General features: G+C 63.6%; 12 protein-coding genes and 1 tRNA gene. 10 read left to right on the forward strand and 3 right to left on the reverse strand.

The window, feature by feature from the left end; translation table 11 throughout:
- Nucleotides 1-66: 66 nt before the first annotated feature.
- Entirely contained in the window at nt 67-2,808 is a 2,742-nt protein-coding gene (gene polA, locus ACVWY6_RS23055; RefSeq protein ID WP_023960750.1) for a DNA polymerase I, read from the reverse strand.
- A gap of 222 nt (nt 2,809-3,030) precedes the next feature.
- On the opposite strand from polA, the gene ACVWY6_RS23060 reads away from it, so the two are divergent.
- From ACVWY6_RS23060 to ACVWY6_RS23075, 4 genes are read left to right on the forward strand one after another with little or no spacing between them, the layout of a single operon-like run.
- Nucleotides 3,031-4,353, forward strand: coding sequence for an ABC transporter permease subunit (locus tag ACVWY6_RS23060; RefSeq protein ID WP_457541260.1), 1,323 nt, complete (start codon nt 3,031-3,033; stop codon nt 4,351-4,353).
- A gap of 3 nt (nt 4,354-4,356) precedes the next feature.
- Complete coding sequence (locus ACVWY6_RS23065) at nt 4,357-5,346, forward strand: branched-chain amino acid ABC transporter permease (RefSeq protein ID WP_023960754.1); 990 nt, start codon at nt 4,357-4,359, stop codon at nt 5,344-5,346.
- Nucleotides 5,339-6,460: an ABC transporter ATP-binding protein gene (locus tag ACVWY6_RS23070; protein WP_457541262.1), complete on the forward strand. Its 1,122-nt coding sequence runs from the start codon at nt 5,339-5,341 to the stop codon at nt 6,458-6,460. Before ACVWY6_RS23065 ends, ACVWY6_RS23070 begins: the two co-directional genes overlap by 8 nt.
- Nucleotides 6,457-7,305, forward strand: a complete 849-nt coding sequence (locus ACVWY6_RS23075) for an ABC transporter ATP-binding protein (protein ID WP_023960758.1) — start codon at nt 6,457-6,459, stop codon at nt 7,303-7,305. The genes ACVWY6_RS23070 and ACVWY6_RS23075 overlap by 4 nt, the downstream gene beginning before the upstream one ends.
- A 186-nt stretch (nt 7,306-7,491) precedes the next feature.
- Here ACVWY6_RS23075 and ACVWY6_RS23080 read toward each other — a convergent pair whose 3' ends face one another.
- Both ACVWY6_RS23080 and ACVWY6_RS23085 read right to left on the reverse strand, forming a co-directional pair.
- Nucleotides 7,492-8,841, reverse strand: a complete 1,350-nt coding sequence (locus ACVWY6_RS23080; protein ID WP_116915076.1) for an ABC transporter substrate-binding protein — start codon at nt 8,839-8,841, stop codon at nt 7,492-7,494.
- 243 nt (nt 8,842-9,084) lie between these two features.
- Nucleotides 9,085-9,714: an ANTAR domain-containing response regulator gene (locus ACVWY6_RS23085; protein WP_030173097.1), complete on the reverse strand. Its 630-nt coding sequence runs from the start codon at nt 9,712-9,714 to the stop codon at nt 9,085-9,087.
- Between the two features lie 117 nt (nt 9,715-9,831).
- Between ACVWY6_RS23085 and ACVWY6_RS23090 the strand changes: the two genes are divergently transcribed.
- The 6 genes from ACVWY6_RS23090 to ACVWY6_RS23115 all read left to right on the forward strand — a co-directional run bounded on the left by ACVWY6_RS23090 (nt 9,832) and on the right by ACVWY6_RS23115 (nt 14,333).
- Nucleotides 9,832-9,908, forward strand: a tRNA-Leu gene (locus ACVWY6_RS23090).
- Between the two features lie 174 nt (nt 9,909-10,082).
- Nucleotides 10,083-10,607, forward strand: coding sequence for a MarR family winged helix-turn-helix transcriptional regulator (locus ACVWY6_RS23095; RefSeq protein WP_457541265.1), 525 nt, complete (start codon nt 10,083-10,085; stop codon nt 10,605-10,607).
- 241 nt (nt 10,608-10,848) lie between these two features.
- Complete coding sequence (locus ACVWY6_RS23100) at nt 10,849-12,396, forward strand: aldehyde dehydrogenase (protein ID WP_457541267.1); 1,548 nt, start codon at nt 10,849-10,851, stop codon at nt 12,394-12,396.
- Complete coding sequence (locus ACVWY6_RS23105) at nt 12,393-12,761, forward strand: RidA family protein (RefSeq protein ID WP_062799343.1); 369 nt, start codon at nt 12,393-12,395, stop codon at nt 12,759-12,761. Before ACVWY6_RS23100 ends, ACVWY6_RS23105 begins: the two co-directional genes overlap by 4 nt.
- Nucleotides 12,762-12,805: 44 nt before the next feature.
- Nucleotides 12,806-13,324 carry a cupin domain-containing protein gene (locus ACVWY6_RS23110; RefSeq protein WP_030173083.1) on the forward strand — a complete coding sequence of 173 codons (519 nt, stop codon included), beginning with the start codon at nt 12,806-12,808 and terminating at the stop codon, nt 13,322-13,324.
- Nucleotides 13,325-13,379: 55 nt separating this feature from the next.
- Nucleotides 13,380-14,333 carry a PDR/VanB family oxidoreductase gene (locus ACVWY6_RS23115; protein ID WP_457541270.1) on the forward strand — a complete coding sequence of 318 codons (954 nt, stop codon included), beginning with the start codon at nt 13,380-13,382 and terminating at the stop codon, nt 14,331-14,333.
- Nucleotide 14,334: the final 1 nt, after the last annotated feature.

Consider the following 14,334-nt stretch of genomic DNA (forward strand, 5'->3'; position numbering starts at 1 on the left):
TACGTCGAACGACGATCCGTCAGATCGACACGGCTCCGAAAAAACTTTCGGGCGGTCCACTGATCGTCAGTGCGCGGCCTCGTCCCATGACCGGCCGTAGCCGATCGACACGTCCAACGGCACCGACAACTCGATCGCCCCACCCATCTTTGCGCGGACGAGCGACTCCAGTTGCTCTTTCTCACCCGGCGCGACCTCGAACACCAACTCGTCGTGCACCTGCAGCAACATGCGCGACGTCAGGTTCTGTTCTGCGAGCGCCCGTTGAACGTCGATCATGGCGACCTTGATGATGTCGGCCGCCGTGCCCTGGATGGGCGCGTTGAGCGCCGCACGCTCGGCGACGTCGCGCCGTTGCCGGTTGTCGCTGTTGAGGTCGGGCAGGTAGCGACGGCGACCGAACAAGGTGGACGTGTACTCGTTGCGGCGGGCCTCTTCGACGGTTTCGTGCAGGTAGTCGCGCACCCCGCCGAACCGGGTGAAGTAGGCCTCCATCTGTTCTTTGGCTTCGCTCGTGCTGATCTTGAGCTGCGCCGACAAGCCGAAGGCACTCAGGCCGTACGCGAGCCCGTAACTCATCGCCTTGACCCGTCGGCGCATGTCGGGGGTGACCTCGTCGATCGGCACGCCGAAAGCACGAGATCCGACGAAGCTGTGCAGATCCTCACCGGTGTTGAAGGCCTCGATCAATCCGGCGTCGCCGGACAGATGTGCCATGATCCGCATCTCGATCTGGCTGTAGTCGGCGGTCATCAACGTCTCGAAACCCGAACCCACGACAAACCCCTGGCGGATCTGACGGCCGGCATCGGTACGGACCGGGATGTTCTGGAGGTTCGGCTCGGTGGACGACAACCGTCCGGTCGCCGCGATGGTCTGGTTGAAGGTGGTGTGCACCCGTCCGTCGTCCGAGACGGACTTCAGGAGTCCGTCCACCGTGACCTTGAGCCGTGTGGCGTCGCGGTGCGCCAGAAGATGTTCCAGGAACGGGTGCCCCGTCTTCTCGAACATCGCGAGCAGCGCATCGGCGTCGGTGGTGTACCCGGTCTTGGTCTTCTTGGTCTTGGGCATCTCGAGTTTGTCGAACAGTACAACCTGCAACTGCTTGGGCGAACCCAGGTTGATCTGCTCGCCGATCACCTCGTAGGCCGCTTCCGCGGATTGGCGCACCCGCGCAGCGAATCCTGACTCGAGATCCTCGAGATGTGCTGAATCGATGGCGATGCCGGCTGCTTCGAGTTCGGCCAGGACAAAGAGCAGTGGCAGCTCCATGTCGGTCAGGAGTGAGGCCGAGTCGATCTTCGCCAACTCCTCGTCGAAGCGGTCGGCCAGCTCACCGACGGCTTGGGCCTGCAGCATCGCCTGGTCGGCCGCGGCCTGTGCGCCGGAATCCTCGTCGAGCAACGAGAGCTGACCGTCGTCGGGGGCGGCGTCGGCGCGCAGTTCACGCCGGAGGTACCGCAGGGCGAGGTCGTCGAGGTTGAACGATCGCTGGCCAGGACGTACCAGGTAGGCGGCGAGCGACGTATCACTGGTGACCCCGCCGAGACGCCACCCGCGGCCGCGAAGTGCGTGGAACGCCCACTTGGCCTCGTGGATGGCTTTGGCGGCGTTGGTATCGGCCAGCCAGTCGGCGATCGCGTCCTCGTCTGCCGGCCCGATCTCTGCAGGATCGAGGTAGGCCGACTCGCCATCGGCCGCAGCGATCGCGATGCCCGTGACGTCCGACCCGTAGACCTGCCGGGGCCCGACAATCGTCAGGCCTGCCCGGCCGGTGCCGGGCGCCGCGTGCGCGGCGAGCCACTCCGCAACCTGGCCCGCGCCGAGCTGGCTGCCCCGTAAATCGAAGCCCGACTCGGCTTCTGGTTCGGCAGAGGTGAGGGTGGTGAACAACCGGTCCCGCAGCACCCGGAACTCGAGGTCGTCGAACAGCTGGTGAATCTGGTTGCGGTCCCAGGGCGCCAGTTGCAGGTCGTCGGGACCGATCGGCAGGTCCATGTCACGGACCAGCTCGGTGAGCTGGCGGTTCATCTGAACACTGGCCACGTGGGCGCGAAAGGCGTCGCCCACTTTGCCTTTCACCTTGTCTGCGTTCTCCACCAGACCTGACAGCGATCCATACTCCCGGATCCACTTCGATGCGGTCTTCTCCCCCACACCGGGAATGCCGGGGAGATTGTCCGATGGGTCTCCGCGCAGCGCGGCGAAGTCCGGGTACTGCGACGGCGTCAGCCCGTACTTCTTCTCCACCTCCTCCGGGGTGAACCGCGTCAACTCCGAGACACCGCGTTTGGGGTAGAGGACGGTGACGTTGTCGGTCACCAACTGCAGCGCGTCGCGGTCACCGGTGACCACCAGAACGCGGAAACCCTGCTCCGCTGCCTGGGTGGTCAACGTGGCGATGATGTCGTCGGCTTCGTACCCCTCCCGGGCCAGAACCGGGATGCCCATCGCCCCCAGAACGTCCTTGGTCAGGTCGATCTGGCCACGGAATTCGTCAGGCGCTGAGCTGCGCTGCGCCTTGTACTCGGGGAACACCTCGGCACGGAAAGTCTGCCGCGAGACGTCGAAGGCGGCCGCGATGTGGCTCGGGTTCTCGTCGCGCAACAGGTTGATCAACATCGAGGTGAACCCGTACACGGCGTTGGTGGTCTGACCTGATGCGGTCTTGAAGTTCTCGGCGGGCAGCGCGAAGAATGCGCGGAACGCCAACGAGTGACCATCGAGCAGCATCAAGGTCGGCTGCTGCGCCTTGGACGCTGATTTCGCCGATGTACGGCCGGGTTTGCTGATCTGGGCGGGACTCACGACGCAAGTGTATGGAGCTACGCCGACAGTCCCGGCAAGACGCCACACCAAAACCAATTTTCTCGGCGTCGAACCAGCTCACAAAGGCGAGTTACTCAACAGTAACTCGGGGGAAACATAGAAACCCTGCCGCGAGTCCTCCGTGGTTATAGGGTCGCCAAACGAGATGTTCGCGCGGCAAAAGTGCCGCGCGCCGACCACCTTCGGGAGGATTCACGCGTGATGCCCCGTCATGCTCAGCGAGCACGGGTCTTGGGAGCCAAGTTAGGGGCAGGCGCTCTCCTGACCTTGCTGGCATCGCTTCTTTTTGCCGGGATAGTCGGCACCGGAAGCGCTGTCGCCACCCCAGCTCCATCCTCAGACGACACCGTCCGAGTGTTCGGAACGCTGCGAAATGGTTCCGATCCCGTCGCAGAAGTGAAAGTCGACGCCAAAGACCAGGCCGGCGCCGTGGTCCAATCGTCCACCTCCTCGGAAACCGGGGCATGGACGATGAACCTGCCGCCCGGCACCTATTCGGTGGTGATCGACAAGACGACCATCCCGAGTGGGGTCGAGGTACAGAAAGACACCGTCGCGGTCACGGTCACCGCCGGGTCTCCACGGCCGGTGATCTTCCTCTTCGGTGAAGAGCGCACCGCCACGGAGATCGGGGCCGCCGAGGAACTCACGCGGCTGGCGATCGACGGTCTGAGATTCGGTCTCATCATCGCGATCACCGGTGTCGGCCTGAGCCTCATCTTCGGTACCACCGGGCTGACCAACTTCGCCCACGGCGAGCTGGTGACCCTGGGTGCTGTGGTGGCCTGGGCGATCAACGTCAAACTAGGTGTTCAGCTGATACCGGCGACCATCCTGGCGATCATCGTCGGCATAGGTGTCGGCATCCTCAACGAACTCGGCATATGGCGACCGCTGCGGCGTCGCCGATCCGGGCTCATCGCGATGCTGGTGGTGTCGATCGGATTGGCGCTCATCATGCGCTACGGGATCCTGATCTTCTTCTCTGACCGCGCCGAACCGTTCGACGACTACCAGGTGCAGACACAGATCGGTTCCGGTGCCTTCGCGATCACCCCGGTCAACCTGTGGTGCATCATCATCAGCCTCGTCGTGCTGCTGCTGGTGGCGCTGATGCTGCAGAAGACGCGGATCGGTAAGGCCATGCGAGCCGTTGCCGACAACCGCGACCTCGCCGCATCGTCCGGAATCAACGTGGACCGCGTCATCTTGTTCGTCTGGGCCTTGTCAGGCGGTCTCGCAACCCTCGGCGGCGTTCTCTTCGCGATGTCCGAACTCGGTGGCCGTGTCCAATGGGAGATGGGTTTCAAATTGCTTCTGCTCATGTTCGCCGGCATCACCCTCGGCGGACTCGGAACGGCCTACGGCGCCCTGCTGGGCTGTGTGATCGTGGGCCTTCTGGTCCAGGTTTCCACCTACTGGATCAACCCCGACCTCAAGTACATCGGTGGCCTTCTCGTTCTCATCGTCATTCTCACCATCAGACCCCAGGGCATCCTCGGGTCCAGAGCGAGGATCGGCTGACTCATGGATCTCATCTCTGCACTTCAGACCTCGTTTGCCCAATTGATCGGCCCCTCAGCGGTTTTCTATGCGCTGTTGGCGATCGGGCTGAACCTGCACTTCGGCTACGCCGGGTTGCTCAACTTCGGTCAGATCGGTTTCGCCCTGCTCGGCGCCTACGGCGTCGGCATCATGGCCGACAACTACGACCAGCCTCTGTGGGTGGGTGCGATCGTCGGCATCGTCGCGGCCGCGATCTTGGCCCTTGTGCTCGGTTTGCCCACGCTCCGATTACGGGCCGACTATCTGGCCATCGTCACGATTGCGGCGTCGGAGATCTTGCGACTGGTCTTCCGGTCCACCGCCTCCGACGACCTGACGCACTCGACCAACGGCATCTTCGGATACGCGGACGGGTTCTTCGACTACAGCCCGTTCGACAACGGCAAGCAGTACTCGTTCTTCGGCGTCAAGTTCCAGGGCACCGACCTCTGGGCGATGGTGGTCGGCTGGGCGATCGTGCTGTTGCTCTGTCTCCTGGTGTGGCTGCTCGTGCGCAGTCCCTGGGGTCGCGTCCTCAAGGCTGTTCGTGAGGACGAGGACGCCGCCCGGTCGCTGGGTAAGAACGCCTACTTCTACAAGATGCAGGCCCTGGTGCTCGGTGGTTGCATCGGTGGCGTGGCGGGTGTGTACAACGCGCTGCAGACCCAGTCGATCAACCCCGACTTCTACTCCACGGCGCAGACCTTCTTCGCCTACGGAGCGCTGATTCTCGGTGGTGCCGCCACGGTATTCGGGCCGGTTGTCGGCGCGATGCTGTTCTGGTTCCTGCTGGCCATCCCCGATGCCTTGCTGCGCCAGGTCACGTCCGGCCCCGACCCCTGGTTCGAGATGACGCAGCAACAGGTCGGCGCCACCCGTTACGTCTTGTTGGGATTGGCGATAGCCCTGATGATGGTCTTCAGACCGCAAGGAATCCTCGGTAACAAGCGAGAGGTCCAGCTCGATGCCTGACGGACGTCACACACAGCCCCCCGGTCCCGACGGCACCGAATCGGCCTCCGAACCCGGCATCGGGGTGGACGCCTCCACGCTGGTCACCGAGGCGGCCCCGGCCACCCTTGCCGAGTTGAAGGCGTTCAGCGCGGCCGAACGCGCCGAGCTCTTCGCCGGTGTCACCGCCGAACCGGGTTCGGCCAAACCCGACCCGATCATCTCGGTGGACAACATCACCCGGACATTCGGTGGCCTCAAGGCCGTCGATGTGAAGCACCTGGAGATCCAACGCGGATGCATCACGGGATTGATCGGTCCCAACGGGGCGGGCAAGACCACGTTCTTCAACTTGATCACCGGCTTCGACAAGCCCGACACGGGTAGCTGGTCGCTCAACGGCAAGCACATGGGAAGGGTTGTGCCGCACCGGGTTGCCCGCAACGGCATGGTGCGTACCTTCCAGCTCACCAAGGCGCTGTCGAAGTTGTCGGTACTCGACAATGTGCGGCTCGGTGCTCGTCACCAAAGCGGCGAGCACATGCTGCAGGCGTTGGCGCCGTGGACGTGGCGCCAGCAGGAGGCCGAAACCACCGAGCGCGCATACGAATTGCTCAAGCGATTCAAGCTCGATGCCAAGGCGGACGACTACGCCGGTTCGCTGTCGGGTGGTCAGCGCAAGTTGCTGGAGATGGCACGCGCGTTGATGACCAATCCCGAGGTTGTCATGCTCGACGAGCCGATGGCCGGGGTGAACCCGGCATTGACCCAGAGCCTGCTCGAACACATCAAGGCGTTGCGCGATGAGGGTATGACCGTGGTGTTCGTCGAACACGACATGGACGTCATCCGCGACATCAGCGACTGGGTGGTGGTGATGGCACAGGGCAAGGTGATCGCCGAGTCACTCCCCGGCCGCCTCGGCGACAACCCCGCGGTGGTCGATGCGTATCTGGGCGGCCACCACGATCAAGCGCTCGAGTTCGACGAGGACGGTAACCCGGTCGGCGAAACCGCCGTGCTGGCAGAGCAGGTCGAGGCCGCGATCGAAGAGACCCTCCAAGCCGGCGGGGACCTGTCGCAGCCCGACCCGATCACTCCGTCCACCTCGCACGGAAAAAAGGACAAACCATGAGTGGACCGGACCTCTCGAAATCGCCCACCTCATCGGGCGCAACCGCGGCGCCAGGCGGGCTCAGCCACGCTGAATTGGCCGCCACGCCTGAGGAACACCGCAAGCTGGCGGCCAACGCACTGCTGCGTGCCGATGACATCACCGCCGGCTATCTACCGGGTATCAACATCCTCGAGGAGTGCAACTTCTACCTCGACGACGGTGAGATCGTCGGGATCATCGGGCCCAACGGCGCCGGTAAATCGACGTTGCTCAAGACCCTGTTCGGGCTGATCCCGGTGCGGGTCGGAGCGGTGACGCTCCGCGGAGACAACATCACCTCGGCCAAGGCGCACGTGCTGGTCACCAAGGGTGTGGGCTACGTCCCGCAGACCCAGAACGTCTTCCCTGCCCTCACCATCGAAGAGAACCTCGAGATGGGAATTTATCTGCGTCCCAAGAAGTTCAACGAGCGCTTCGCCTTCGTGTCCGAACTGTTCCCCTTGCTCTCCGAACGCCGCAAGGTGAAGGCCGGAGCGCTGTCCGGTGGCGAACGTCAGATGGTGGCCATGGGCCGGGCTCTGATGATGGAGCCTTCGGTACTGCTGCTCGACGAGCCGTCGGCAGGGTTGTCCCCGATGTTCCAGGACGAGGTGTTCATCCGGATCAAGAAGATCAACGCCACCGGCGTCTCGGTGATCCTCGTGGAGCAGAACGCCCGACGTTGCCTGCAGATCTGCGATCGTGGCTACGTGCTCGATCAGGGACGCAATGCCTATACCGACACCGGCACCAACCTCGCCAACGATCCGAAGATCATCGAGCTGTATCTCGGGACGCTGGCAGGAAGCGCCGAAAAGAAGTAGCTCGACTCAGAGGCTTTACGCAACGATCCGCTCCGGTTGACCGGGGCGGATCGTTCTGGTTTCGGCGAAACGTGTTGAGGGCAAAGCGATGCAGGGGTCGGGTCTCATCACTCAGCGCAAGCAGAAAGGCCCGGGTCTCGCGACCCGGGCCTTTCTCAGTGTTGTGCATTCACCTCTGCGAGGTGATCAGTTGCCCTTGACGACCTTGTAGTCGGCGACAGGGGTGATCAACTTGTTGCTGCCATCGAACTCGAGTACACCGTACGAACCAACCGACGGCTCACCGGCGGTGACGAAGGCCAATTCGCCTGTGACACCGTCGTAGTCGAGGTCGGTACCGGCCTTGGCCAGCGGGAGGCATTCCTGGTACGTCTTGCACTTGGTGCCACCCTCGGTCACGGCGTTGATGTTCGCTGCGATCGAACGGCCGTTGGTCGACTTCGCCACTTCGGCGGCGAGCGCGGAGATGACCACCGCGTCGTAACTCTCACCGGCGTAGTTGAAGTCGATCAGTGCCGGGTCGGCGGACTTCAGACGGGCCTCGAACTGCGGGCCGACGTTGGTCAGCGGCGTGGTGCCCTTCATCCCCTCGAGGATGCCTGGACCGACCGACTCACCCAGGGCGTTGCCCATGTTGCCGTCGACACCGAAGACGAGCTTGTCCTTCGGTCCGATCTTCACCTCGTTCATGCGGGTGATGATCTTGGCGCTCTCCTCGAATCCGATGACGGCGATGCCGTCAGGATTGAAGTTCTTGACCTGGTCGACCTCGGCGTTGAACGACTGCGCGTTGGGGTCGTAGATGATCGTCTTGATCTGGTCGGCCGGGATGCCCGCGGCCTCGAGATCGGAGACGGTGTTCTTGGCCAGACCGGTGCCGTACGGGTCGTTCATCGCCAGGATGGCGACACGCTGCACGCCGCCCTCGGCCATGACCTGTGCAAGCGCCTGGGCCTGCAGGGTGTCGGCAGGAGCGGTACGGAAGTACTGACCCTTGTCTGCGTAGCAGGTGAACTCATCGGATGTGTTGGCCGGCGAGAACATTACTGCCCCGGCGTTGCTGATCTTGTCGATGACCTTCAGCGACACCGACGAGGATGCAGCGCCGACGATCACCTGGGTGCCGGCTGCGAGCTCGCGGTCCACGGTGGCGTTGGCGGTGTCGGTCGTGGTGTCTCCGGAGTCACCGTCAATTTGCTGAACCGGCTGGTCGAGTACGCCGCCTGCCGTATTCACGTCCTGCACGGCGAGCTTGACGCCTGCGAACTCAGGCGGTCCGAGGAACGCCAGGCTTCCCGTGGCGGGAAGCAGCGTGCCGATCTTCAGGGGGGCCGTGCTGACCGGTCCTGGCGTCGCCTTGTCGGCGTTCTCACCACAGTCGGTGTTGGTTGTTGCCTCCGTGGACGAAGACGCGGATGCACCGGTCGCGCCTCCGGTCGTCGCCGTGTCGTCAGAATCGTCTGAACTACAGCCGGCAATTGCCATGACGGAAACCGCCGCGGCAATCGTTCCCCTCAAGAGATATCTGTGGGACATCAACATTCTCCTCGCGGTAAACCACCGAGCGCGGCGCGTCTTCTACGACGCATACGACCGCCACTCGCTTGGGTAAAGCTAGCGCCATCGTGTTGCCCGCGAGTAACGTTCGTGAAACTGGAGAGCACCTGCAGCCTGGCCGTGACCGATTTGAAACACGGTTGTCCGGCCGGCGCTTCGGCGCGTCTGCACCGGCGGGGCACCGAACCGTCTCGGCCGCGACGGAAACGCCTGACAGAGCGCTTATTTGGCCTTGTTGCCGAGGGTTTCGATGACCACTTCGGCCACTGCTTTCATCGTGGTGCGGCGATCCATGGCCGCACGCTGAATCCACTTGAATGCATCAGGCTCGCTGAACGAATGCGACTCCATCAAGATGCCCTTTGCGCGTTCCACCAATTTGCGAATCTCAAGACGTTCGGTGAGGTCGGCGACATCGCGTTCGAGGACGTTGAGTTCGGTGTACCGGCTCACCGCGACCTCGATAGTCGGCACCAGGTCGGCTTTGGTGAAGGGTTTCACCAGATACGCCATCGCGCCGGCGTCCCGGGCTTTTTCCACGAAATCTCGCTGACTGAAGGCGGTCAGCATGACGACGGCCGCCAGCCGTTTGCTGGCGATCTCCGCTGCCGCGTCGATACCGTCGCGGACGGGCATCTTCACGTCCATGATGACGAGGTCGGGCCGCAACTCCTCGGTGAGCTCTACGGCCACCTGACCGTTGGGAGCCTCCCCCACCACGTCGTAGCCCTCTTCGCGCAACATCTCGATGAGGTCCATCCGGATCAAGGAATCGTCTTCGGCGACCAGGACACGGCGGACCGTTGCTGCCGGCTCCTTGGCCTGAGCTGCACTTGCGTCCGTCGTTGCCATCGGTCCCACCTCCACATTGAAATCGCCGTCCCGTGCGCAGTCGAGCGCCGTGATGTGGTGCAACAGTACCGGTTGGATCGGCGCCCGGCCCGTCATCTAAAGTGTGGTCTGCGACGCGCCCCCGTAGCCCAATTGGCAGAGGCAACGGATTCAAAACCCGTCCAGTGTCAGTTCGAGTCTGACCGGGGGCACCACGCCAGCATGGTTCTTGTCGAAGTTTGCAACCCGCGCTCCCATGGAGCTTCCGGCGCAAGCAAGCGGCTTGCAGCTTCCAGCGCGAGTCAGCCGTCTCGGCAAGCCCAGAACCTCCCCGACTCCGGCCGTGCCACCGGCCGAGCCGTAATCGATGCGGGTAGTGTCCATGCATCATGGACGGAGTCGATGTCATCGTGTCGCACTGGGCGATTGCCCGCCCGGAACTCGATGTTTCGGCGCTGAAGGTTTTCGGTCGACTCCACCGGAGCTTCCTCATCTACAAGAGCGAAATCTCCGAGACCTTCGACAAACACCACATCACCGACTCCGGTTTCGATGTGCTTGCCTGCCTGAGGCGTTCGGTGCCACATCATCGATTGACCGCAGGTCAACTCGCAGAACAGACGCTGGTCACCACGGGCGGGTTGTCGCTTCGGGTCAAACGGCTCGAGGATGCCGGCCTGGTCACTCGTTCCAAAGACGCCGGCGACGCCCGGGTCGTGTACGTCGAACTCACACCGGCGGGAGCCGCCCTCGTCGACAGGGTTGCCGACGAACACTTCGCCAAACTCCATTCCATGCTTGGTCAGCTCACCGAGGACGAAGCCTCCACGTTGGCCTCACTCCTGACCAAACTCGAGACCTCGGCCCGCTCGGTGGCGCACGACGACAGCGCGGATTCGGGCTTCCCCGGCTGATTCAAGCCCCGTCTGACAAACTTTCTCAAACTTTTTTCGCGATCGAGTGATCGCCACCACACCCCGTGTGACCTGCGTCTCGCTGATTTCGGGCGTGTAAATCTGCCGTTACAAAGCCCTAAGCTGGGCGTTCTGGCGTTGACCTCTTAGCGCTAAGGGATTACAACTGTCTTAGCGCAAAGATAGTTGCGCATACGGCGCCCATCGCGCCGGACGTCTAACCCGTCGGAACGGACACCGCATGACACTCGCAGTGAGCGCCCCGCGCAACCCGGCACCTGCCGCCCACGATCCCGCACCTGATCTCATCGACCAGATCTACGTCGCCGGTCGGTGGGAGCGCGGACAAGGCGAACTGATCCAGTCGGTCGACCCGGCGACCGGCAGGGTTTTCGCAACCCTGCACGCAGCAACCACCGATACCGTTGATGTCGCAGTCCGCGAGGGTCTTTCAGCGGCGCGGACAAGCGGCTGGTCGACCATGCTCCCCCACGAGCGGGCCGCCGTCTTGCACCGGATCGGCAACGCAATCGACGACGCCCGCGAACGGATCGCGGCGTTGCAGACGCTCGACACCGGCAAGACATTGTCTGAGACGCGAGCACTTGCAACCAGTGCTGCCAACACCTTTCGATACATGGCCGCGGCGCTGGAAACCATGGACGGCGCGCTGACCACTCCTCGTGGGCCATGGCTGACGATGTCGACCCATCGGCCGATGGGCGTGGTCGGAGCGATCACGCCATGGAACTCACCGATTGCCTCAGACGCGCAGAAGTTCGCACCCGCTCTGGCCGCCGGAAACGCCGTCATCAGCAAGCCACCGGTGTGGGCACCCTGGGTGACGCTGCTCCTGGCGCGCCTGTGCGAGGAAGCCGGACTACCTCCCGGCGTGCTGTCGGTGCTTCCGGGGCCCGGACGGACCGTCGGCGAAGCGCTGGTGCGCCACCCGGACGTCGCGAAAGTGAGCTTCACCGGTGGAACTTCGACGGGACGGCACCTGGCCCACATCGCCGCCGACAAGCTCATGCCCATCACCCTCGAACTCGGCGGCAAATCACCCACCATCGTCTTCGAGGACGCCGACATCGAACGGGCGATCCAGGGAGTGCTGTTCGGCATCTTCTCCTCCAGCGGCCAGAGTTGCATTGCCGGATCTCGAGTCTTCGTGCAGCGCAGCATTTTCGAGAGCTTCACAGACAAACTGGTCGAACGGGCGGCACAGTTGCGTCTCGGCCCCGGAACGGATCCGAACACCGCCGTGGCGCCGATGATCTCGGCGCAGCACCGCGACTCGGTCGCGTCGATGGTCGATGCTGCCGTCGCAGCCGGCGCCCGTGTACGCCTGGGCGGTGCGCCGCCCCAAGACGATCGGCTCGAGCACGGCTGCTACTACCCGCCCACCATCCTCACCGACGTCACCAACGAGGACGCCATCTGCCAGGAGGAAGTCTTCGGCCCCGTGGCCGCGATCATGCCGTTCGACGACGAGGCCGACGTCGTAACCCAAGCCAACGACACCGTTTACGGTCTCGCCTGCGGTATCTGGACCGAGAACTACCGCCGTGCGTTGCGGATCGGTGACGCGATCAACGCCGGCACAGTCTGGGTGAATACCTACAAACAGTTCTCCATCTCCACCCCGTTCACCGGACTCCGAGACAGCGGACTGGGCGTCGAGAAGGGACGCGACGCCATTCGCCACTACTCCGATCAGAAAAGCATCTATCTGGACCTCACCGACGCTCCCCTCGCTTGGGGCGCTCCGATTGAAAGGGCTCGTACATGACTACCTCAACCCAGACCGGCACCGGTTCGGCGCACCCGTACAGTCCGGCTTTCGCCGTTGCCGGTTTCGGATTCGTCTCGGGCGCACTGTCCGTCGACGAGAACGGGCGCGCGGTTGCCGGCGTGGAGCCCGCACTCGACGCCGCCGTCGCCCGACTGTCCGAACGACTCGCAACCATCGACATGACGCTCGACGACGTGGTCAAGACCACCTACTTCGTGACAGACGTGTCTCTTCGGGATGCCGCAAATCTCCACTACGAGAACATCTTCGATGCGCCGCGCCCGGCCCGGTCATTTGTCGAGGTCGCTGCGTTGCCCTACGGCGCCACGGTCGAGATCGAAGCCATCGCACACCGCTCCTGAGCCCTACCGCAACCCCTTGTCTACACCCACCGAAAGGACACCTCATGTCTGCCCCTGAAAAGACCATCTCCGATCTCGACCAGCAGATCGACTCCTGCATCGCGAGCCGCGACACCCGATACGAAGACTGGGACACCCTCGGGTTCCAGGCAGCCAAGGGCGGGGATCGCTTCAAGCGCGCCCAGATTCGATACATCGGTTCTGGCGCGACCGGCAATCACGACGGCGACAATCGCACGCTGCCGTCCGAACACTTCACGTTCTCCAACATGCGCCTGCCCGCAGGAGCAGTCGGCCCTGAACACACCCACCACGATGTCGAAGAGGTCTTCTTTGTCCTCGAGGGTGAGCTCGAGGTCGCGGTGCATGACGTCGAGGACGGCACCAAGAAGGCCGTGCGACGGCTGGGCTACCGGGACCTGATCCGGGTCCCCGCCGGTGTTCCCCGCAGCCTTGCCAATGTCGGCGATACCGACGCGTTGTTCTGCGTGATCATCGGCGCACCCAAGCCGCAGCTGCCCACCTATCCCCCGAGCTCGGAGATGTTCGGCGTCACCCGCTGACCCCGAGCAGCCACACCGACCACCCCACCGACCAACGACACCGAGAGGAACGGCGATGCACGAACCGACGTCGCGAGTGCTACGCGTACACCAGAAGACCTGGGAAGCCGACGGGGTCACCAGCATCACGCTCGTCGACCCGGCTGGTGCATCGCTGCCCTCGTGGGAACCGGGCGCACACATCGCCCTGCATCTGCCCGGCGGTCTCGTTCGCGAGTATTCCCTGTGCTCTGATCCCGCAGACACAACGCTGTGGACAGTCGCCGTCCTGCGCGCCGAACAGTCAAGGGGCGGCAGCACTCTCGTTCATGATCAGCTGTCCGTAGGTGCATTGATCGAGGTCGACGGCCCCCGCAACGCTTTCAGGCTCGACCCCGATGCGCAAGAACACCTGCTGGTGGCAGGAGGCGTCGGCATCACCCCGATCGTTGCGATGATGCGCAGGCTGAACAACGACGGCTGTGCGTGGAAGATGCTCTACGCGGGCCGCTCCCGGACCTCCATGGCTTTTGTCGACGAGGTGGCGAGTCACGTGGGGCAGTCGATCGTTCATGCGGACGACGAGAACGGCGGCCTTGCGGACCTGGCGTCGTTTGTCGGGTCAGCCGGACCCGGCGCGGTGGTCTACTGCTGCGGGCCGGCAGCGCTGCTCGACGCAGTCGCAGCGGTCACGCCGGCCGGTGTCACGCTGCGGACCGAGCGATTCTCCGCGCCGCCTGCCGCCGCTCCCGCTGTCGACGAATCTGCATTCGACGTTGTCCTCGAACGCAGCGGGACCCGGCTACAGGTGGGTCCCGATGTGTCCGTCCTCGATGCACTGATCGACGCAGGCGTCGATGTTCCGAGTTCCTGCACCGAAGGAATCTGCGGCACGTGCGAGGTGGGCGTTGTCAAGGGCGACGTCGACCACCGCGACTTCCTGCTCAGCGAGTCCGAACACGCCGCGAACACAACCATGTTCCCTTGCGTATCCCGCTGCCGCTCTGCCGAACTCGTACTCGACCTCTGAC

The sequence above is a fragment of the Williamsia sp. R60 genome (assembly GCF_054063855.1).